The following is a 24,455-nucleotide window of genomic DNA, read 5'->3' on the forward strand; positions in this document are numbered from 1 at the left end:
GCAGCGTGGCCTGGCTCTTCCTGCCGGGGACCGGAACGCCGGTGACCACCCTGTGGGGCGTCGACGGCCAGGCGCCCCACATCTGGGACGAGGGACGCCCCTCGGGCACGCGCCTTCGGCCGGCCGGCCTCCAGAGTTTCGGGGCCGGGGAGATCCGGGTGCTCGTGGCCGACCCGGCGGGCCGGTTGGTGACGGGGGCCGGACTGCGGGAGGTGCTTTCGGGGACCGGTCCGGCTCGCGCCCTGGGACCGGTCAACCGGCCGGCCGGTCTCGAAAATTCGGGCCTCGAAATGGGACTGGGACTGGATACTGCCGTCGAGAGCGGTCTCTCCGGCCCGGACTGGGACAGCCCAGGAGCCTCGTCCGTCGAGACCGCCTTCCAGCAGCCGGTCACCGGGCGGCCGGCGCCGGAGTCCACCGATCCGGCCGATTTCCTGCAGTGGGCGGACCAGGAGTACGAGAACCTCCTGCGCTCCGCGATCACCGAGCTGGACGAGGCCCGGGACAGTGGCGACGACCAGCGGATCCAGGCGGCCGGCCGTCAGCTCAGCGGTGCTTACACGACCTATCTGGAGCAACTCGGCGACATCGTGACCAGCTTCCGGGCCGCCCGGGCGGCGGCTGCCGAGGGCCTCACCGAAACAGCTGCTTTCGATGCCACGATGCGCGAGTTCGGCAGTCGCTACCTCCAGGCCTGGAAGGCCACGACAGGCAGTACCCCGAGAGGGCAGCGCGCCGAGCTTGTACTCGGCGCGTGGTATTCCGGCGCCGACTTCCCGCGGGTCCGGGACCTGCTCGCCCTGCTCCCGGCCGACCGGTCGGCCGACCTGATGATCCGCGAGCCGGGCCGCGGCACCACGAGCCTGCAGACCTGGCTGGACCGGCAGGTCCGGCCGGGCTCGACGAACCTGTCGCGGATCAAGAGTCTTCCGCGCACCGACGCCATCCTGTCGGCGATGCCACGGCGTCCGGATCAGCTGTCCCCGCTGACGGCCCGGGCCCTTTCTCTGGCGACGCAGCCACTGCTGACCGACCTGACCACCGCCCGCGACACGGCCCGGGACGACCTGGCCGCCGTGCATCAGTCGCTCGACGCCCGCAGCCGGGCGGCGGCGAAGTTCCCGGCCCTGACCGGACTGGCACAGACCTGGCGGGCGGCCCCGGACATCGCCGCGGCCCAGGCCCGGATCGACCGACGCGACGGTCTGCTGGACAAGGCGAACCGGCTGATCACGTCCGGCTCGTCCACCCCGGACACAATGACCGGCGATCTGCTGCCCGGCCCGGACGGCATCCCGGTCCGGCTGGACCAGCGCTGGGAGATCTCCCGGGACGACACCGGCGGCCTGGTGCTGGGGACTCCGGACGAGCGCCCGGCAGACCAGGCGGTGCTGCCCGAGGCCGCGATCCTGGCCCAGCAGATCGCCGTTCTCGGCCGGACCCCGGTGACGGTGCTCGCGGATCTCGGCGACGGTCACGGTGACGGCTGGTACCGCTTCCGGCCGGCCGGAACCGCCCCGGAACTCGTCGACCGGCCCGGCGGGACGCGTCCGGTCGAGCCCGTCGCCCTGGGTCTGACCGGCTGGGCCCCGGCCCCGGCGGCCCGGGGATTCGTGCGGCGTCCGGACTCGGTCGAGGTCGCCTGGGTGGACGACCGGGGGCAGCTGACCGTGCCGGACGGGTCACAGCTCTCGGTGCGCCGCGAACTGGAGACCTACGTCCGGGCGAATCAGGCCGACCTGGTCGCCACGGGAGCGATGTTCCTCGTCAGCAATCTGCCGACGTACTTCGCGCAGCACCTGGCGCAGACCTACGGGTTCGAGTTCGGCTTCAGCGCCGATCAGCTGCTCACGGGTACACCGGCCCGCGGGACCTCGGCCTTCACACCCGACCAGTGGGTCACGGTGGCGCCGGAGACGCTCACCGGCCGGATGCGTGGGTGGATGGAGGCGTACCCGCCGCGGGACGGCGACCCGGCCGGGCTCTCGGAGACCGGACGATCGGTGTTCCTGCCGGTGCACTGGGAGAACTGGCTGGCCGAGAACCCGGTGACCCCGAAGCTGTACGTACTCGACGCGCAGGGTCTGGAGCACGTCATCCACGTGCGCCGTACCCCGTCCGGGCTGCTGCTGTCCGACCGGGCCGGAGGCACCTCCCACGCTGACCAGGTGCGTCCCACCGCGGACGCGATGAAGGTCGTCTACGAGATGGCGGACCCGCGTCTGGCCCGGACCGCCAGCGACCAGATCGCGCACCTCCTGCGGCAGTCACCCGGTCTGCGCCTGATCCACGTCAGCCGGCCCCACACCCCCGGGTACTCCCGGGCCGGGCGTCAGCCGTTCGCCTCCGGAACCGCGTTGCGGACGCAGCTGCCCCGATGGAGGGGTGACACGCCGGCGGTCACGGACGAGGACCGGCGCCAGGCCCGCGTCATCCCGGTCAGCTCCGCCGAGACCAACCGCAGCAACCCGGAGCCCCGCACCCTGAGGTGGTTCACCGGTCTGGGTGCCCTGATCGCCGGCACCGGTGTCCTGAGCGTCGAGGAACAGGCGACGGCGTGGGCCCTGATCCAGAACCTTCCCGTCCTCGCCCCCGGGGTGACGCGGCCCCGGCCGGTCGACGAGAACGCGGCCAGGGACTTGCGGTCGGAGCTGGACACGGTCCTGAACGACGTCAGGACCGCCGGACACGACGTCGAGCGGCTCGTCGATCAGGCCGAGGCCCGATCGGCGCTGGGTGACCACTTCGGGTTCTACCAGTCCTCGGCCTACGACGCACAGATCATCCGGTTCGACGACGGCCGCCCGTCGGTCGTCGAGGTGACCACCCGGGTCAAGTACCAGGCCCGGGGTACGGTCACCCAGGCCGAGGTCGAGGCGGCTTTGCTGCGCGACCAGGACACCCTGGAGCGGCACTGGAACACCACCGGCCCTGTGCTCTTCGAGGGCGAGCCGGTCTTCGTGCGGGTGCTGGTGGAGCGGGTGGAGAACAACGGCGACGCCCACCGCATCATCAACCTGCGCCCGGTGATCGGTGCCGACGGCCGGGAGATGCTCGAGCAGGACGAGATCGACATCCGGGCCGACGCGTCGGGCCGGACGATTCAGCACGAACGCGGGCACCATCTGGGACTGCCCGACCGCTACACGACCAAGACCAAGCAGTCGAGCGACCCGCTGCGACGTCCCGAGATCCGGATCCGTCGCGAGGGGGAGGGGCCGACCCGTCCGGCGACCCGGCCGGGCACGTATCTCGACGCGTCGGGCACGCTGATGACCAGTGGGGGCATCCGGCCCACCGCCCGCGACCTGATCATGATCATCCAGGCCGTGCACGACGGCGACCGGGCCCCGTCCCCGGCCGTGGTCGAGGCCAATGCGCGGTACCGCGCTCAGGTCGCTCCCCGCGTCGCGGGCTTCCGTCAGGCTGAGCAGGACGTCGCCGACGGTCTGGCGACGGCGGCCGGGCTGCGGATCGCAGCGCAGGACGCGCACGAGGCCTGGCAGGGCCAGATCCGGGCACTCGACCGGCTGGTGAGTGACCTGGACGCGCGGATCGCCGAACCGCGGACCCCGGCGGACCGCAACAGTCTGGTCCGGCAGCGGGAAAGGCTCAACGAGGAGCGAGAACTCGCCGGGCAGCAGGTGCTGCGCTTCGCGAAGGCCGCCGGGCACCCGGTGATCGAGGCGCCCGACGGCGTGCGGCTGACCCCCGACGGTTCGGGCGCCCACGCGGTGACCTGGGACGGCGGCATCCTCGGTCGCCCGGCCCTGAGCACCCTGGACCAGCTGGCCGATGGCGTCGGGTCCCGGGTGACGATGGAGCTCCACCCGGCCGCCCATCCGGGGCCGGCCTCGTACCACGACGTCGCGATGGCCCGGGCGGTTCAGGTCGCCCCGGACGGGAACCCACAGCCGGTCCTGCTCGACGTGACGCAGAACTGGTTCGTCCCCGGAGCCCTGACCCGGCAGCCGGGTAGCGACACGGTCTTCTCCTTGCGCGGCCTGCGGGTGGAGGTGGTCGCCTCTGGTGTGTCGGTGGCCTTCCCCGGCAGCACGAAACTGCCCCATGTCGGGTACGACCCGCACCGGCGGGACATCACCTCGGGCATGGTCGGCATCCACGTGCCGGGCGTCAACCAGTTGGACGACGGTCAGCGGGAGAACCTCCGCGACCTGATCCGGGCTCTGCAACCGGCCTTCCGGGAGCAGTCGACGGTCTACAGCGACGGCGGCAAGTACCACAGCCGGGGCACCACCTGGTCCCGCCAGGCCGATCCGACCGACCCGCGTCCGCCGCACGACCCGCTGGCCAACCGCCTCGGCTTCGGCATCCTCAGCAGTGGATTCGCCTCGACCTCGCCCCTGGGGCTCTCTCTCGGCCTGCCGTTCGGCGCGAGCACCTCACCGCCCTCCGGCGGCAGCTCGCCGGCTGTCCCGTCGAGCCCGGCCGGTTTCGGTGGGGGTCTCGGGCTCTCCTTCGGGGACGGTGGTTTCGGGCTGGGCCTGGGATTCGACAGCTCGGGGCGCCCAGCGCCGTTCACCGGCGCGACGGGTCTCGCCAACCGGCCTGCACCGGCATCCCGTTCGCTGGGCGAGATCTCCGCCGCCGGCCCGGAACAGGCCCTGACCCTGATCAACGGGCTGGTAGAGCTCGACGGCGAGCTCGGCGACCTGCTCCCCACCGGCTCGGACTCCCCGGCCGGCAGCCAATGGTTCCAGCAGGAGCTGCCCGCCGCCGAGCAGTTCGTCGGCAGCCTGCTCGTCAGCACGCTGCTGGGGGAGAGCGGCGCCCTGTCGCGACTCGCCGGTCTTCATCGGGTGGCCGAGGTGCTGGGGGACCCGGGTTACCACAACACGGTCGAGGGTCTGCGGGACGTGGCCCGGCAGCAGTTCCTGGCCGACCGGGAGGTGCTGACGACGGAGGGGATCGACCCGCTGTCCGAGGCGGACGCGGACCGGATCGACAACCTGCTCGAGCTGGCGCAGGATCTCGCCGCCGCGCCGTACGTGGCCGCCCAGCTCCAGCGGGCGCTGGACCGCTCCGACCTCGACCCCGTCCTGAAACAGCAGCTGGACGGGCTGCGGAACCAGCTCGAGGACCTGATCGGGGCGGATCCGGAACCGCTCACCGCCGCGGATCGCAAACTGGCCGGGTGGACCGAGGCCGTGAGCCGGGCGGCGCAGGAACGGTTGCTGTCCCTGCCCGACCTCGCCGGCGCGATGGCGATGGTGCGCATCACCAGCGAGCTCGCCCGGAAGGCGGACCGGCTCGAGGCGCAGGCGCTCACGGTGGCGGCGGTGAACCTGGCTCAGGAGGTGGCGGCCACTCCCGAGCCGGGTGCGGTCGCCCCGACGCTGCCGACCGGGTTCGCCCGGCCGGTCACGCTGCCGGTCGCCCCCACCTCGGGATCGGCCCAGGTCACCTACTTCGCGTTCGGGCAGCAGGGCCGCGCCCACAGCTTCGACGGCGTCAATTTTGCCGAGAACGCCTTCGCCGAAATGACTCTGGCCCTGACGACGCCCAGGCCGACGGCTGGTGTCGCGACGGCGTTGCAGCAGGCCCTGACGGCTCGCATCGACGATCTGGGCACGGCCTCGGCCGTCCAGCAGATGCTGGAGGGAGGGATCGAGGTGGCGGCCGCCGGTCACACCCTGACGGTCTCCCTGCGCAACGCCGACCGGGCCGGTGCCCGTCCGGTCATGCCGACCCAGCAGCCGCTGCAACGCTCCGGCGAGCTCGACAGCGACCTTCTGGACTCGCTCGCCAACCGTTTCGCCAGCTTCTCCCAGACCCTCTCCAAGAGTGGTTCTCTCGACCTGGCCGCCTGGATCTCGATCTCCAAGGGCAACGTGATCCTGTACCCGAGCGGTGGGATCACCGGCGGGTCCACGAGCACGCGCAACCAGGGCACCGTGCTGGAGTCGGACACGGTGCAACTGCTCAGCACCGGCGGCCGGCGCACCTACTTCGACCTGTCGGCCGACCTGGTCGCCGAGGTCCGGGCCACCGGCTCACCGGCCGTCGTCTCCCGGGGACAGTCACCGGCCGGTGCGGGACAGCTGCTGCGGGTGTCGTTCCCGCAGAGCCTGGCCACCGTCCCGTTCGAGCCCCAGGCCTGGATCACCGGAACCCCGGCCGCGCCGCTCACCTCGGCGCTGGAGACGGTCTTCCCGGTGGTCAGCGACCTGGGCGGCCTCGGCGCCGTCTCGCAGCAGATCCGTAGCCAGCTGCCCGCCCGCACCAGCCCCGACGTGCACCTGGCCGAGAGCAAGCGGTTCTCCGAGGTCTCGATGATGACCGAGCTGCCCCGCATGCTCGGCACCAGCGTCCCTACGCCCCCGCTGCCGTTGCCGAACCAGGAACTGATGCTCCACCACCTGGGCGTCTCGGTGCTGGCGGCCCGCCGGATCGGGCCCGCCGTCGACATCCCGGTGCAGACGGACAAGCTGTCCTGGCGCACCCACTGGGCCGGTAGCGGCGGCTCCGGGTCGTTCACGTTCAACCCGGGTATCTGGGTCAGCCCCGGCCTACTGCCCATGTTGCTGCCGTACGTGATGACCGGATTCTCGATGGGCACGTCGCAGGGCGTCTCGGTGGCACAGGGCAACAGCCAGGGCGGCGTGCACCGGGTGGTCTTCGGCGGCCGGAGCGTGCCCTATCAGGTGCAGGCCCGAATGGTCGCCGGCAGCGAGATCCTGCGCCGGCGGGAACAGGACCAGGACGCGCAGGCCCGCCGGCTGAGGTCACCGGAGCCGTCCGTCGAACAGGACCTGCTGGCCACGGTCTGGGTGCCCGAGGAGATGACCGGCCATTTCGAGCAGGCCCTGCGGGACCTGGTGAACCCGGCGACGGCTGTCCGGCCGGATCCACAGCCGCTGCTGCGGTACCCGCCGATGTCGTTCACCCGTGCGTCCGGCGCCAGCGCCTTCTCCGGGAACCTCGGTCTGAGCGGGGCGCAAAACCTCACCACGGAGTTCATGGACATCCTCGACCAGATCGAGACCACCCGGAAGGGCCCCGCCCCCGCTCCGGGTGCGCCGCCGACCGTCCGGGTGGACGCCCGGACCCGGCAGCAGCGGCTGGACCTGGAGGAGAAGGTCAACACCTGGTTCAGCGAACCCGACTCCTTGATGTTTCAGGAGAGGCTGCTGAGCTCGCGAGGGGTGGAGGAGACCTACGTCCAGGAGCTGAACACCGGTGACGCCGAGCTGATCACCTTCCGGATGACCATGCGCCGCACACAGACGATGCCGGAGTCGGCCACGTACGTGCGCCAGGCCACGCTGTGGATCGCCCCCAGCACCTACATCGACTCCACCGTCAGCAGCGATGACGCCACGATGCTCGGCCTGTCCGCCGGGACCCGCTGGTACCTGGCCGTTCCGATCCCGTTCACCGACCGCCGGTTCACCGCCCGTTTCGCCGCCGGCTCCGCCGCCAACCGCACCCACGGTGACGACAAGGACATCTATCACTACGGATTCCTCGCCAAGCCGGTGTCGTACAACGGTCCGGCCTGGGTCTTCCACTACCCGGCCGAGAGAATCCTGAGCGTGTCGGTGGAGCGGGTGCTCTCGAAGGATCTGGCCTCCCGGTTGGTGCAGCAGGTCGAGAAGGCCGGCCGCAAGGTGGTGGGGCGTTCGCAGCCCAACCGGTACGCCGAGTACTCGGTCACGAAGCCGACAACCGCCGTATCCCTGGTTCCCGAGCCGATGACGACCGCCACCCCACCGGTCCTGATCGCCAGTACCCCGGTGCGGCTACCCGCACCCCCGGTTCCCGCGCCGGACCCGGCCGCGATCGGGGCCGCTGTCGCCTATCTGCTCGAACAACGCCTGACAGTGCTCGCCGGAACGAGCGACCCGGCGTCCACGGTCGTCCCGCAGCGATCGTCGCAGTGGTGGAAGTTCGACCCGCGGTGGGATTTCGGGACCGCCACCCAGCTTCCGGGGAGCTTCCGGATCCAGCCCGGTGACCGGGTGACCAACGTCCACGGGGGCAAGGAGATCCGGGACGGCCTGATCCGGGTGCTGACGAACGTCGGTGTCGACGCGCCGGTGGCCAAGCTCTGGGCCCGGGCCCTCACGACCGACGAGCAGTTGCGGGCCGTGCCGGTGCGGACCTCGACGGCAACGGCCGGGAGGCTTTTTCACAAGCGCACGTTCGGAGACCGCGAGGTTCACTTCGCGATGCTCCCGACGTTCTACAACGCGGACGGAACCGGGGTCACGACGACGCTGAACAACGTGCTCCGGATGGAGTACGCGGCCTCGGTGACGACCTCGGAATGGACGTCGGCCGGCTTCTCCGTGGACGCGAACTGGCGGATGGGGTCGGCCGAGGTCCGGGACACCGACGAGTTCGGGAACATTCAGGGCTCCAACGGGTACTTCCGGTTCGGCCCCGGGTACACCTCGACCAGCACCCAGGGCGAGTACTCGTCGGTTAACCAGTACCCCGGCTGGCTCCTGTTCCTCAACCTGCCGCACCAGCAGAAGTTCGCGGACGTCCGCTGGCGGGTCGTGGCGGTGTCGCACCGGCGGATCACCGAGAGCCGGCACGTGGACGAGAACCTCGCCCCGAAGGCCGACGGCTTCGAGGTGGACGTGCCGCACGGCGTCGACTACTTCGAGCCGCAGCGCACGCGGATCACCCTGACCGAACTCGAGCATCTGCGGACCAATACCGCACTGGGCGGCCGGACGCCGGTCCTGCCGCCGCTGCGCCCGGGGCAGCCTCGTCTGATCCGGGGCGATGCCGGTCCGGCCTCGTCGCCCCAGTTGCTGTTCCCGTCCGGTGAGCTCGGTCCGGAGCGGTTGGTGCCGATGGTCCCGGTCAGCGCGGACGACCCCACCCTGATGCCGGAATATCCACCGCTGTCGCTCTTCTCGGTGGCCGAGCACTTCCTTCCGGCTCACGACCCGTCGATGAGCGACCCTCGGTTGAGCGAGGCGGCGCTACGGGCCGCGCAGATGGAGTTCCTGGAGAACGCCGTGCGTCAGGCCATCGACATGGTCCGGGCGCGTGACAAGCACGCCGTCAGCGCCATGTGGGAGCTGAAGGCCGACGGCGCGACCCTGACCGACGGTCTCGACGCGATGCTGACGCCGTGGATGCTCGGCACCCAGGAGCCGGTGATGCGAGCCGGTGGGCTGCTGCTGACCCTCCAGCCCGTCAACAAGGCCGGAATGCGCCCCACCTACGAGCTGGAGTTCCGGCTGACCGAGGACTGGGAGTCAGGGTTCGTCTCGGTCGAGGACCTCGAGAACGGCAGCGTCTACCCGTACAACCGGGTGGACACCCGCAGCGGCCGGAGCTGGTCCGCAGCGCGATCCTGGTCGCTGCTGGGCTCTTTCGCGGTGATCACGGACGGCCCGGCGCGCCCGACCCTGCAACAGCAGCAGTTCGTGAACTACCTCGGGCGGGTGCGGAGCCAGGCCGAGGGAGGCAGCCTGGGATTCGGGCCCTACCGGTTCGAGGGCTTCTCCGTCGGTGGCGGGATGAGCGGGATGGTCGGTGGGCGACGCCTCGAGGTCACCCTGCGCCGCACCTGGTACCCGTCGCGGATGGTGAACACCACGCTGCTCGGCGTACCGATGGCAGCGGCCCGGGCGGTCCAGTCGGTCACGGACCCGAACGTCGACCCCTCGACGTCGCGGCTGCTCGATCGCATCTCGATCCCGCTCGGGGTGGCCATGATGACGCCGACGGTCGACCTGACCCGGCCGATGCCGCTCCCGGTCGGTGGCCCGATCCTCCAGCCGATGGCCCCGGGATCGGTCCCGGCCGGGGAGCTGGAGGTCTCGTTCACGGCCCAGGACCTGCAGGATCAGCTGGCGGTGCTCAGGATCGACCCGCCGCGACTGCGCGTGCTGTTCGACGCCTGGGCCAAGGCCGTGAGCGAGCACGGCGGCACCCCGAGTCTGCTGATGGCCCGGGGGCAGCTCGGCCAGGACGAGCTGCGGACGCTGATGGACGCGTCGATGCTGGAGAGCCACCTGCAGGCCACCGGCACCGGGGCCACCGGAGACCAGACCGTGATCGCGCCCCCGGCGCGGGCTCTCGGTAGCGTGATCACCAGTACGACCGGTGCGCTGTCGGTGAGCATCCGGCTGTTCTCCCCCTCGGTCACCCCCAACTTCGCCGACGCGCAGACGCCCGCCCAGGCCGACCTGATGGAACTGCGGACGATGCTCAGCGGTCGTTCGGTGGGTCGCGGTGTCGGGCGGGGCACCGGCCCGGAACTCTGGTTCAACTTCAACCTGGAGCAGAGGCCCCTCGCCGAGGTCACCGCCGTCACCCAGACCAACCCGCCGGCCCAGCCGCTGGGCATCCCGTCCGGTTACTACAGCAGCAATCTGCGCACCGGTAACGGCGGTGCGTACCGGCAGGCGACCGACATCCCGACGTCCCGATCGCTACTGGCCGACTGGTACGGCCCGGCCTATCTCGACGCCGTGGTGACGATCGGCCTGGACACGCGCAACCAGCGCGACAAGATCTCCTACGGCGGGACCGAACTGGATCTGACGTTCCGGGTCCGCAACCTGTTCGAGGGCCGGCTGTCGCCCCAGGCCCTGATGCGCTCCGACGGGCTCGGGGAACAGGTGCCGATCCATGTCGCCTCGGGCTGGTACTTCCCCGATCTCACCGGCGGCGTGGCTCCGCAGCAGCGGGAGGGGGAACTGGCCGCGGTGTCCGCCTTCCCTGCTCTGCCGACACCCGGCGCCCTGGTCCTGCACGTGAGTTTCGCCCCCTCGCCCACGAACCGGCAGTCGGTGATCGCTTACGGCCAGGTGATGTCGCCCGAGGACTTCGTCGACCGCTATATCGTCCCGATCCGCGAGAAAGAGCCCTCGCTCGCGGCTTTCGTCCTGGTGAGCAGCAACCTGGACGCGCACGGCGACACCCTTCTGGAGATGGCGAACGCCGACTCCATGCCGGACGACGTCCTCCTGATCGGGCTGGTCCGCCCCCTGCAACCGCCGGCCGGCGCGACCCGGGTGCCGCGCCCGGAGGGGATCGGCGGCGAGTACCCGGTCAGCAGTGTCACCGATGCCCGCAACACCTGGGAGGTCGTCCGGTCCGGGTACGACCGGGTCCTGGTGACGGACGGCACTGTCTTCGAGGCGAGCGCCGCGGCGGTGGACTCCCGGCAGGGCCGGGGTTCCACCGGCGCTCTGCGGCCCCGCCCCCGGCTGCCGCTGAGCCGGATCCTGCCCGTCGACGCGCCGAGCTGGGTGGATCCGCAAAACATCGTCGACGAGAGGGGTTCGAACGAAACCGCCCCGGAGGTCTCGGTCACGCACGGGTTCGCTCCCGCCCAGATCGAGCGCGGGCTGGAACAGCTCGCCCGGCTGCGAACCACCGCGCCGGCCGAGGTCGACGGGGTGGCCGCGGAGTGGTTCGACGCCGGTGCGGACCTGGCGGACGGGGCCCTGTCGCAGATCGCCGACGCGCAGCTGGTCGAGGACGCGACCGACCTGGCGATTCAGCTGGTCGGCGCGAACACGGACGGGCCCGAGGCACTGGTCTCGGGAACCGACCTGCGCAGTGCCGTTCTGCGCAGCCGGATGGTGCCGTTGGTCGCCGCCGCGGTGATTGAGGCGACTGCGGACGACCGGGGCGCGCTGCCGGCGGACCCGGCGGGCAAGGGGAAGGGCAAGGCATCGCGTCGGCTGCTGACACTCGCCCCGGCCCTGGGTGCCCGGATGCAGCCGCTGGTGCGGGCCCTGGTCACGAATGTGCCTCTGCCCGGCTCGATGACGGTCACGCCGCCGCCGGTCCCGGCGGGAGTCACCTCGCACGACCTGGTCCCGTTCGACCCGTCCTACCTGTCCGGGCTGAACACCCTGATGACCGGTCTCGGGGACGGTGCCGTCGCCTGGATCATTCCCAGGACGGTCACCACGGACCCCTCACCCGCAGGACCGGCGATCGTCGTCCGCGGCCGAACTGGTCGCCCGCCGCAGTGGCTGGACGCGCAGGCCCGGGGCGGCCCGCGCTGGCGGCCGCTCAGCGAACTGGCGTCCGAGCAGACTGCCGGCGGTCGCCCGGCGGTCCTTGGCCTGATGAACTCAGGTGTGCTCGTGGCCGTGCCGGGACAAGGCGTGGCCTCGGCCGTGTACGTCCGGGCCGCGCTTGCCGGTACCGCCCCCACTGGTGTCACTGTCACCTTGCCTAATGGTGATTCTTATTCCACAGAAATCTCTTTCGAGGCTCTGGGCAAACCGTCCGTGCCGCGGCCCCGGCCCGACGATCCGGACCGGCCGGTGTCGACGGAGCCCGGCCCGGCTCCCCGGACCGGTGACGGTTCCTCCACGATCCCGGCGGACACCGCTCCCGGGACCCAGGGCACGACGTCCACCGATGCGCCGAACGAACCCGTACCGATGGGCACGGCGTGGTCGCTCTACGGCCTGGACACGGTGCTGCGGGATCTGGGCGACGACTCACTCGCCCAGATCACCCCGGCCCAGGGCGGTGCGGCGATCCCGGTGCGTGGCCAGGCGGGCCGGCCGGCGGAATGGCTCGACGCCCAGGACTCGCGCTGGCGTCCGCTGCACGAACTGCCGCTCACGATTCCGGCCGAGGACGGGCCGGTCAGCCTGGAGAGCATCGAGGTCCAGGTGCGGAGGTCGGACGGGCAGCTACTTTCGCCGGCCGAGCTCGACACCGCGGTCAATCTCGCCACCGGGCAGGCGGCTTCGGGACAGCGGCTGTTCCCCGGCGGGGTGGTGCCGAACGAGCTGCCGAACAACGTGGTCACCTGGATGCGCGGAGTGGTCGCCGACCCGTCCGCGGTGCCGTCCCGCGACCGGGTGAACGCCATCGTCTCCCGTCTGCTGCTGCGGCCGGGGCAGACCCGCGCGCAGATGGCTGACTTCCTGAAGGAGATCTCGAACGAGCACACCGGGAGCGAGTTCCGGTTGCCCGGTGGCGCCCGGGAGAACGTTACGACGCCGGACACGACGATCGCCGAGTCGTCGGCCGACGGGGCCCGGCGGGCGCAGCAGGCCCCGATCACCCCGCCCGTCGATGATGTGCTGTTCTCGGCGGATGTGGCTGAGGACGGGGTGGCGTCCCTTGATGGGGTGCTGGCGGGTCCGCCGGGGCGTACGGACGAGGTGGTCACCGATTCGTCGGTGCGCGCGGTCGCGGATCGCGAGGTGTTCTCGGCCGACGTGACCCAGGACGCGGTGGCGTCGCTCGACGCCCTGCTCGCCGGACCGTCGGTGCTCACGCCGGAGCCGGTCACCGATCCCGCTCCCGAGGTCATGCGGATCGCCTTGGAGTCCGGACCGGAATGGCTGGTACGGGCGGAGAACGGAGTGATGCAGCTGGAACCGGCCGACAGCGGTGCGGTGGCGATGCCGGCCCCGCGGGCCGGAAAGCTGGTGCTGTCGGTGATCGGCAGCGGCCGCGACCTCGAGGTGCAGGACCTGGTGCGGCTGGTTGTGGACGGCCTGAAGCCGGAGCAGCGGGCCTCGATGGTGCTGCAGATGGACGAAGCCCCGGCCGCGTTCACCCGGGAACTGGCGGCGCAGAACGATATCCAGCTCGATGTCCTCACCCGCTCGGGTGAGGTCGTCCCGGGTACCGAGGCCGTCCCGAACGTCGATGAAGCCCCCGGAGACCGCGAGACCGAAGCGCCTTCGCCGGAGAAGATCGCCCCCTGGTACATGGATTTCGGGGCGATGGGAAATATGGCCGTGTACTCGGCCGCTCTGCCCAGCAGTGAGCTGGTCGCGTTGGCGATGGCCACGCGGGCACTCTCAGGGGTGGAGCTTCCCCCCGGCGTGCGGACCGAGGCCGTGGGCCGTCTGGCGGCGCAGCTGCGCCGCGGCAGCGCCGCCGAGCTGATGACGAACCCCGACTCCGACATCGACCGCTGGACCGAGATCCTGCATCGGGGTATTTCTTTCGAGGCCGGTGGGCATCTGTTCTGGGTGCGCCCACAACTGACGGGCTTCAGCAAGGTCGCGGCCACCCCAGGCGCGGCCCGGAAGTACCATGTGTCGTTCGGCGGGACGTCAGGCAGCCGGATGGCGCATCGGGACACCAGCAAGCAGGTCGAGGCGCTCGTCAATATTTTGTTCGGGCTGGCCGCGTCGATTCCGGCGCGCACCGTAATGCTCGGCGCACCGCGTTTCTCGTCGTCCACCTCCTCAGGTTCTAAAGTTACCACGAAGTTTCAGATTGTTGCCGGTAGAAAACTTCTTCTGATGGACGAGTCGGAGTATCAGGCGGGCCTGGCGTTCCGGGTGTACCAAGACGGGCAGCCGCTACCCTCGGTCCACCACGTGCTGCCCGACCTCGTCACCGTCCACCTGCCCGACGCGCTGATGCGCCCGCCGCTGGAGGGTGCGCAGCCCTACGGGCCGGTCGCGCCCCCACGGCACCTGGTGCCGGAGGCGAACGCGAGCAAGATCAGTCATTTCCACTCGCTGGTCACGGCCATCGACATCGAGAAAATGGCCCTGGAGATTTCGCGGCTACTGCTCGATACCGGGGTCAGGCCGCAGCGGGTGGCGGCCATCATGGACGAGGTGCTCACGACCTACCTCGGTGAGTCGGCACTGATCAACCGGGCACCCTGGTGGACGAGCCGCACTCTGGCCGGCGATCCGATCTCGGCCAGGACGGGCTGGCGGCAGACTCTTATGTCACACCCCCGGCTCGGCTGGCAGCTCCGGCAGATGGAGTTCGAGGGTTTCGTCGAGGGCACGATCCGCGACGACCGGGGGATGAGCCAGAGTACCCTGCGGGGGGAGTCTTTCAAGAGCTCTTTCCGGCAGGGCTACGGTGCGCAGCTCGGCGGTATCGAGGCGGGCGACCTGAGCGGTAAGGGCTACCTGCACGGGGGATTCACGATTCCGTTCTCCCGGTCCCACAACGTCGGCCACGACCTCGGGCTGATGCCCAAGTCCACGCTGACGCGCACGGTGAACCTGGCCCGGTACCGGGCGTTCGGTGAGATGACGATCAAGTTCTCGGGAACGCTGCACGACATCCCGGCCCTGGTGGTGCCGGCGGTCGCTGAGATGGCCGTGCCGGTGTCGGAGATGGCCGCGTTCGAGCAGGCCCTGTTCGGCCGGACGGTGTCGGAGCTGCCCACGATCGAGGTGTCCGCCGGATCCCGCCCGGTGCACCCGCTGAATCCCATCGAGAACGGTCTCACCCGAGCGGCTCTCGACCGGGTGCGCTACGGCACCGAGTCGCCGTCGGGATGGCGCCCGGCCAGCGGCCGTCTGAGTCAGAACCTGTACACGCTCGAGGAGTTGCGGCTCGCCGTGGCCACGCTGGGCGAGCCGATCGTGGTCCAGCGCCTGGACGACTCGGTGACGGCGGAGACCTCGGCGGCCTGGCGGCTGGCGGAGGAGATGGCCGCCCACGGCCGGGCGAAGCTGTACGCCGCCGACCGGTCGCTGATCCGGGCCAAGAACGGTGGCTTCACTCCGGCCGAGTACGAGTTCGCGAACATCACACCGCGTTTCCAGGTGGTCGTGGCCGCGGACGGCTCGGTGGCCGGGCTCTTCCCGGCCGACCGGGTGATGCGTACGCCCGACCCGCGCGAGCCCGCCGCAGTGGCCTCGGGGCTCGGTACCGGCCTGGGGCACAGCACCCGGATCACCGGCGGCGAGGGCGTGCTGCCCCTCATCCACTCCTCGATTCTCAGGCGGTTCGGCGACAAGCTGACCCGTACCGACCAATGGGCCCAGATCGACCGGGAACTCGACTTCAGCTTCGGGGTTCCCGGTCTGGAGGACGACTACACGCACACGCTGACCGGTGTGGTGTACCGGACCACGTTCGACGGGTTCGAGATCGACGTCTTCGTCCGGGGCCATCAGGGGCCGACGCTCGGTGTGGAGGAGCACGACCTCACCGTCAACTCCCGGGTGACCTCGGGCCAGACCGTGTCGGTCGAGCGCAGCGACGGCGCCGGGTTCGAGTTCATCGTGGACGGCCGGGCCCGGCTGGGCCCCAAGAGCGTCGGCGTCGAGCTCGGCCGCGTCCTCTTCGCGGGTGGCTGGGACAGTTCTCGCAAGATGGGCCTGGGGACGACCGCCAAGGGCTACCGTCGCACCGAGACCGAGGGTTCCGTCGCTGAGATCGTCAAGGGCCTGACGTTCGAGGTGGCGGTGCGGATCTCGAAGGTCAGGCGCACGGCGACGGACGTGGTGCGCACCCAGGGCACGATCTTCCGACGTCAGGTGTCGGGCGACGGTGTGACCGGCCGGGTCGCGGTGCCGGAACCGCATCAGCCGTCGCAGGCACCGACTCTGCGACAGATCATGAACGTCGGCCGCACCCGGGAGCTGCTGATCGCACCGCCGGTCTCCCGCGTCACCCGGCTCGGCGCGTCGGCGCCGACGGTGATGCCGAAGCTCGTCGCGATGCCCGATCTGGCCATGTTCATCGGCCGGGAGTACGCGCGCCGCACCGGACTTCCGGAGCCGCAGGCCATGTGGGACGTGCCCCAGGAGATTCTGGACGCCACCCGTTCCAGCGCGATCGAGGCCCAGTTCGGCGCGTACACGGGTAAGGACGGCGCGAGCACGGACCTGCCCTCGCACGACGGCTACGACTACACGCTGACCGTGAAGGCGCACGTGGTCGACCTGACCCGGGAACGCTCCGGTGAGGACGTGGAGCTGGAGTTCTACGCCAGCTCGATCAGCAAGGTGAGTCGGGGCCGGTCCTCGAACTGGAACCTGGGGGCCGGTGCGGCGGTCGGCCCGCGGGTGCGGCTGAAGAAGACGCCGGACGACGGGACCGACACCGGCGAGATGATCGAGGACGAGGCCCGGCGCGGTACCGACGCGGTCAAGCTTCAGGCCGCCGCGCAGACCATCAGGAAGTGGACGAACGAGAGTGAGGAGCGGGCCGGCGGCGCCGACGTCGCGCGGGCCACCTACGGCGGCGTCAGCCACTCCTACAACTCGGGGGTCGTGTTCGAGACGAGCATTGTGCGGTCCAAGCCGGGTGGTCACCAAGTGCGTCCCGGCGTCGCCGGATTCCTGCACGTGGAGCAGGCTCTGGACTTCGTGGTGCCCGACCGGGTGGCCGTGGAGCTGGGCCTGCCCCGGCCCGCCGACGCCCGGCCCGCCGATGCCACGCTGGTGGACGACCGCACCTACGTCCACCCGAACCTGGCCATCGGTTCATCGCACGCCGAGACGCTGAGCGCGCCGGACGTGCTGTCCGGGGCAGTGAAAATGCTGCGGGACAAGCAGGTGCTGGCCAAGAACGAGCATCTGACCAGTACCGCGACGATGAAGATCCTGCGCTCCCGGTTCTCCGAGGAGAACCTGGAGCGCCAGCACCTGCTGCTGCTCGGTACCGGTGTGGTGGCGTGGATCCCGATGGACGCCGGGTTCGGGGCGGTGCGGTACGTCGGGGTGCGGGTGACCGCGGACCTGGTCCCCGCCCACGAGGTGCACCACCGTCGTGACGTGAAACTGATGCTGCGCAGCCAGGGGCTGGAAGGCGCTACCGAGAAGCATTCGGTGCACACCTCGGCGGGGGTCGAGGGCATCGGCTACGCGGCCGGTTTCGCCCCGAGCTGGCTGGGTGGTGGCTCGGTCGAGGCCGGCGCGCACTGGGGCCGGGGCGAGCAGGACTCGGAGAAGATCGACGCCAAGTACATCGCCCGGGCCACGATGCGGGACCGCTCCTACGAGTTCCGGCACGGGATGCGGTTCAAGGTCACGGCGGTCGGCACGCTGGAGCTACCGGCCGGGATCCGGCACCTGCTGTCGGGGACCCGGCGGGGATTCCTCGGCCTGGCCGAGGCGATGAGCGCGCTCACCGGCCAGGACGCGCTGCGCCTGAACGCAGCCGACTTCTGGTACTCCGGCCGGGCCCTCTGGAGTGCCGCTCCGGTGAACTCGACCGGATCGGTGAGCCTTCTGGTTCCGGAACACGTGACCCGGCAGCAGAATCCGAACCTCGTACGACTGCGTCCGGCGCCGGGTCGGCTCGGTGTGACACCGCTGAACTCACGGGCGGAGAACGTCACCGCCGACGACCGGGGCCGGCAGATCGCCCGCGTCGTTCAGCCGGTGGACCTGCCGGCCGACCGGATCATCGCGACGCACGCACCGCTGGTCACGGTGAAGGAGGCGCACCTGGCGCTCGACCCGGACAACGCCCCGCCCGGGTTCGAGCTGGCCACGGCCCGCGGCGCGGTGCTGGCGGAGGCCGCGGGCAGCACCAGCCTGCGGGCGCGGGTTCCGCGACTGCTGACGCACGAGCACAAGATCCCGCTGGCCAAGGGCAATGTGATCACCGGCCTGCGGCTGAACCGGGCGGTCAAGCTGACCGAGGCGGAGATCAAGGCCCGTAACTATGTCCAGACGGCGCGCGATCAGGAGCACGAACGGGAACGCTCGGCCGGTACCCACTTCAAGATCGACGCGCTGGTCGGCTACCACAACCATCACGCCCACCGGGCGGACGAGGGCGAGGGTGGTTTCGCCCGGGACACCGAGCACACGTCCGGCTACGCCGCCGACTCGCGGAACGTACTGGAGCGCAACGAGGAACAGACCCAGAAGTTCGGGTACTACGCGTTCGACGTGACTGTCGCGCTGCACGGCCCCGACAACGCCCATCTCGCTGTGGACGTCAATCAGGGCTTCATCGGGCGGCTCCTGGCCGCCGACGTGGAGCGGTTCAAGGCGATGGACGAGTTCGACGGCTTCTTCCACGACGCCCCGGCGCTCGCCCCGCGTCCGGAGCGCCCGGCCCCGCCGATGACGACGATCACGGAGGAGGACGAGTCCGGAGAGTTGGCACCGGCGGCGGAGAATTCTGCGGTCGAGTCCGATGTGAATCCCGCGTTCGAGTCTGAGGTGAAGCCTGCTGTCGCCCCCTGGGTCACGGCCGGGACGAACCCGCCCGGTGAGAAGCGACCGACCGAAACCGAATCTCTCACGATGGTTTCCGGCTTCCAGACCGCCCCGGCCGGGGTTACGCAGGACCAGGTGACGTCGATGGCGTCGGTCTGGTCGCTCACCGGTCTCAATTCTCTGCTGACCGCGCTGGGAGTTGGCTCGTCCGCCTGGATCCTCCCCTCCGTCCCCACGCACCCGAGCGGGAACGGCCCTGCCGTGTCCCCGGTTCCGGTCGAGGGGAGCCCAGCGATCCGGGTGCGTAGGCGTGACGACGCGGCTTCGGAATGGTTCGACGCGGGTGCCGAGGGTGGTGCCGTCTGGCGTCCTCTGAGTGAGCTGCCCCTGCGGATGCGGGTTCCCGACGGTGACCCGCTGAGCCTGGACGTTCCCCGGGTGGTACTGACCGAAGCCGGCGGTCGCCCGTTCGCGGCACCGGAACCGTCGAGGCTGGCCCAGACCGGCCAGGAGTTGGCCTCGGAGCAGCGGGTCTTCCGGGACGGCCTGCCGAGCGACTTCTACAACCGGGTATACACGTATCTCGATCACAGTGCCCCAGGCGTGGCGGTCCCTTCGCGGGACCGGGTGAACGCGCTGGCCGCTCGTCTGATGCTGCGGTCCGTGCCTGGGCGCCGGACGATGGCGGACTTCGTCAAGGAGGTCGCCGAGGCCCACGTCGGGCAGAAGTTCTGGCTGCCGGGTGGGGGCCGCCCGGAACCGAGAACGGTGCCGGGAACGGTGCCGGGAACGGAAGGAGCCGGGAGCAGCAGCGCCGCCGGTCCGTCCTCGGCCGCCGCATCGGGCGGGCGGATCGTGGCCCGGGGCCTGGCTGCCCTCCAGGCCCGCCAGTGGCGGATGACCAACACCGCCCCCGGCTACGCCGTGGTGCACGCCGGCCGGGACGACTCACCTTTGCCCGGACATGATGTCTTCCAGAGCAGCCTCCCGGCCGGACGGCGTCACCTGCTGGTCTGGAGCGGTGACCCGGCCGCGCTCGAGAGTCGTCCCGGCCGATACCTTGACCAGTTGCGCGGGCAGATCCGGGCGTATATCGACAGTCTGCCCCCGCGCACCACGGCCGGGCAGATTCTGCCGATGACCCTGGCCTTCCCGAACGTCACGCCGACCATGGCGGCTCATCTGGCCGAGCACTTCGGGCTGGACCTGCTGTACCTGGCCGGCGGTCTGGAACTGCGTGTCTCCGGGCTCAGTCACTGGATCGAGCCGGCCGACGGCGGCCGGTTCCGCCGGGTCCAGACCCAGGTGTTCGGGCCGGGGGCGAACGTGTTCCGGCAGGGCGAGACCCACCTGCGCAGCTTCCCGCCGATGCGTGGTGAAGGGACCGATCCCACGGGCGAGCCACAGTGGTGGGACGCCGGCTATCAGCCGGATCCCGCCTGGGCGGACCACGAACGGGCACTGCACCTGCTGCGCGCCGCGTTCGAGAACGCCGGTGTGAACTGGGTGCTTCCGGAACGCTCGGACGTCCAGGGCTGGGAGGACTTCGTCGCGAACGGCCGGCCCGCTCTGCCGCCGCGGGCCGGTACCTCGTTCCGGGAGGCCCAGCAGATGCAGATGGACCTGCACGCCTGGCTCTCCCCGAGGTCGCTGGGCGAGGTCGCGGCCGGTGGCGGGCGCTCGAGTTTCAGCCGGCCTCTCGTCCGCGGCGACCAGCGGGTCCAGGAAGCCGTATTCGTGTCCCTAGCCCGCACCACCCCGAACCCGGGCCAGGCAGCCCGTTACGAGATCTCGGTGCAGCGCAGCATCGAGTGGCTGGGGCGCAGCGGCGAGGTGCAGACGGAGGTGGCCCTGGGCCACGCCGTCTCGGACCCGACCACCGACGGTGCCCGGGAGCAGTCGTACCTCGAGGCCCGGCGGAGCACGGCATCGCTCGCCCCGCTGCCCGTACCGGCCGCCTCCCGGGTCGGCTGGGTGCCGGGCGCCCGGCGAGGGGTGCGGATCGCCGAGTCGCCCAAGGCTCTCGCCGAGGCCTCGACCACCCAGCTTCCCACCGAAACGCCGGTTTTCGTGGAGTGGGTCGGCAGTTCCGGCCGTCCGGAGGCCGACCCGGCCGTCGTGGCGGACATCGACGCGGTGCTCGAGGGGATGCGCGGCCAGTTGCCGCGTCCGGGACAGGGACAGGTGTGGCTGCTGGTGGCGGGGCTCTCGGCGGCCACCGCCCAGTACCTCGCGATTCGGCACGGTCTGGACCTGGTGTACTCGCCGGGCGAGCTGACCCGGCCGGAGACGGATGGTTTCCCGGTGAGCACCCGGGGCGGCTCCTGGCGGCGTGTGGTCGCCGCGCCCGAGGTGCTCGCGGATGGCACGGTCACCCACTACGCCGAACAGCACCACAGCATCGCCGAGCCGAGCTTCCCGCCGTCGGCCGCAGCGGCGGGGCTGACTTGGCCCGCCCGTGTCGACGCCGGCCGCAGCGACCAGGAACGGCTGCTCGACCTGGCCCGGACACAACTGACGACAGCCGGTTTCGGCGAGATCGCGCCTAACGACCAGCAGCCGGACGCAAACGCCACGGCCGACGTGACCCGCCCGGGCGGCCGGGTGGTGCTCAACGCCGCCCAGGTACAGGCCTTCCAGCAGGGGCTGCGCGACGCGGTGTCCGTGCCCGGGCTGATCCGTCTGGCCCAGGGAGGCCGCAGCAGCATCGAGCTGCCGCCCATGACCACGTCGCGCTACACCCGGTCGGGCCGGGTGGAGACGGTGACCACCGTGGGCACGCTGCATCTCACCCGGGAACAGCGCGAAGGGACCGCGGGCACGGTCGCTCTCGACCGGGTCGTCGTGCGGCTCGAGACCCGGCAGTGGAACACCGCGCTGGGCCCGGCCGCCGCCCGGGACCTGCCGGCGCAGGAATCCGTCGACATCCCGTTCGAGATCACCCGGGAGGAGCAACCGGGGTTCTACACACTCTGGACCGACGAGAACCGGCGTCCTTCCGCCCAGACCGCGCTGCCGGTGGTGCTGGGGATCGACCTGTTCCAGCGGGCTCGCGGGCTGGGGTTGTCCGACCGCCTGGAGTGGATGTACGCGAACGCCTACGACAATCGCGAACTGGCCTCCCTGCGCGGCGATGTCGCCGAGGCGGTCGCCGAGCTCGAGACCCGGCCCGCCGACGAGCCGCCGGCCTACTCGGACCGGACCGACCCCCCGGCCTACTCGGACCGGGCGACCGCCCCACCGGCCACCAGCTCGTCCACCGTTCCGGCCGGGGTGACCACAGACCCCGCGGATACGGCACCGGTGATCGGCACCGATCCGGCCGTGGCCCCGTCCGGCGTCCGGGAATCGACGGAAACGCTTCTGAACCGGCTCTTCCCGCAGGCCTGGAACGGTACGCCGGACTGCCTGATCCGGATCCAGTACCTGCACCGGAACCTGTACGGGGCCCGGTCGCAGAGGCCGGCGATGATGGACGACGCCCTGACCCCGGAGATGCAGGCGGCGCAGCAGATGGGCGCGCAGGGCTGGTACCGGGCCGGTTCCTCGTGGGCTCCCGTGGCCCGGGCCGTGCGTGCGGGTGGCCCGGGTTCGACGGCGTTCATGTACTCCCGGCAGCCGGGCCGGCCCCCGCACGCATTCGCGCTGATGAACCGCGGCGGGCAGCTGTTCTGGGCGGAACTGCAGAACGCGCCCGGAGCCCGGCTCGCCCCGGCCGTGGACGGGACGACAGGCCCGGACGGGCTGCCGGCGTCCAACGCCCCGCTGTACCCGGTGGACGCGCGGGTTCTGGTGGTCGGTCCCGACGGCCTGGTGCTGAACCTCGGTCCGGAGACCACGGGCGATGTTTCCGGCGATGCGGTGAGCAGTACGGCGGACGCTGTTCTCGACCCCAGCTCGGGAACACCGGGGCTCATGGGCTTCGAGACGGAGACTGGCGTCGGGATCCAGCCACCTCCGGGGTCTGTCCGGCAGGGTGTGCAGGGTCTGGAGGTCGCGGTGCTGAGCGGCCTCGGGCTGACGATGAAGATCGACTGGCGGCCCGGGATTGCACTGGCGCCGGACGGCACGACCTATCCGCACCGGCACGTACTGGGGCGGGTCACGGGCCAGCAGCCGCAGGGCACGCGCGACGCCTTCATCATCGAGGTGAAGACCGCCCCGGGCACCGCGGCGGACCAGGAGGAGGGGATGCCGCGCCCGCAGGTGCGGACACTGCACGAGAACCAGAAGGCCCTGGTGTCGTGGCTGCAGTACGCGGGTAGCAAGGGTCTGACGGTCGCCCAGACGATCGCCCCGCTCAGCCAGGGCACCGCGCGGTACTTCCAGAGCTGGGGTGCGCGTCAGCAGGGCGGTGCGGCCGATGCCACCCAGCGTCTGTGGGCGGAACTGACGGGTGACGACGTCACGGTCAGCCCGGCCTTCGCCAACCAGCGGCTGGTCTACACCCAGCCCGCCTACGAGCACGACAACCAGCTCCAGATCACCGAGAGCGTCCCGCTGGCGGGCCGCACCGCGCTGGCCCAGATGGCCGCCGCGGCCAGGGCGGGAGACGTCTCGCAGGTCCGGTTCGCCGTACGCAGCGTGGAGAACGGTGCCCAGTACGCGAACGAGGGGGTGAACCGCTTCCTGCAGGATCAGGTGAACATCGCCGTTGACGAGCTGGCCGGTCCCGGCGTGTACGCGCCGGGTGCGCTCACCCTGTCGGCGCAGGAGCTGACCCACTTCCGGGCCTTCGAGGAGAGCCTGGAGACGCATGGTGTGCTCCTGACCGCGTACACGCACGCTGCCGGCGCGGCCTGGACCGAGGTGCAGCCCTCGCCGACGAACGGTGCGCAGATCCTCGGGAAGAACTCGGTCGTGCAGCTGAGCCGGCACGAGCTGCTGACGCTGGTCGGCCAGCTGCCGGCGCAGGCCCAGGACTACCTGCGGCGCAACGCCGACCTCGAGGCCCGCTACCTGGGGGCCTTCGCGGGCCAACGCGAGCAGGCCCTGACCGGCCGTCCGGACCTGGGCGCCCATCCGGGTGCCTGGCTGGGGATGCAGCTCAGCGACGGTCAGTACCGCATCCTCGGAGGCCCCGAGCACTTCACCCCGTACGACTTCGTCACCTCGGCGTTCAGGCAGAACGTGGATGGTGCCATCGGGTTGCAGAAGGTGTTCGGCCTGATGACGTTGGTCGACCTGGAGATGGCACCGGACGGCCGGTCCCTGGCGGCCGAGGAGTCCCGTCTGCTGCCGACCAACCAGGTGACCGGCCGGAACGGGACCCAGGTCAGCGTCCCGTTCTTCAGCATGGAGGCCTCGGACACCCTGATGTGGATGGCGATGGACTGGACCCAGGAGGCGTTCGACCTCGCGGACGAGGCCCGTACCCTCTCCCGGGAGAACGGGGGGCTGGCCGCCGCCATCCGTGGGCTCGTCGCCGCGCGGCTCGGCCTGCCCGCCTCGTTCCAGCCGCAGTCCATGGGCCCGGCGGGTTTCACCCCGACCGGGCACCCGACCTGGCAGTGACCGCCGAACCTAAAGGGCGGCTGAACCCTGCGGCCTGACCTGCTCGTGTCTGCGATGAGAGGACGCCCGCTCCCCGGCCGG

Annotated in this window: 1 protein-coding gene (cut by a window edge); it reads left to right on the top strand. The window is 71.0% G+C overall.

Annotated elements, in window-relative coordinates:
- A protein-coding gene (locus LR393_RS01825; RefSeq protein WP_231481089.1) for a hypothetical protein crosses the window boundary here: on the top strand, window positions 1-24,374 show its final stretch. The gene continues 27,976 nt to the left of window position 1, outside the view; only the last 24,374 of its 52,350 coding nucleotides appear in the window; its start codon lies beyond the left edge, outside the window; it ends in the stop codon at window positions 24,372-24,374.
- The last annotated feature ends 81 nt before the right edge of the window (window positions 24,375-24,455 follow it).

The sequence above is a fragment of the Kineosporia mesophila genome (assembly GCF_021129235.1).
Lineage (GTDB): Bacteria > Actinomycetota > Actinomycetes > Actinomycetales > Kineosporiaceae > Kineosporia > Kineosporia mesophila.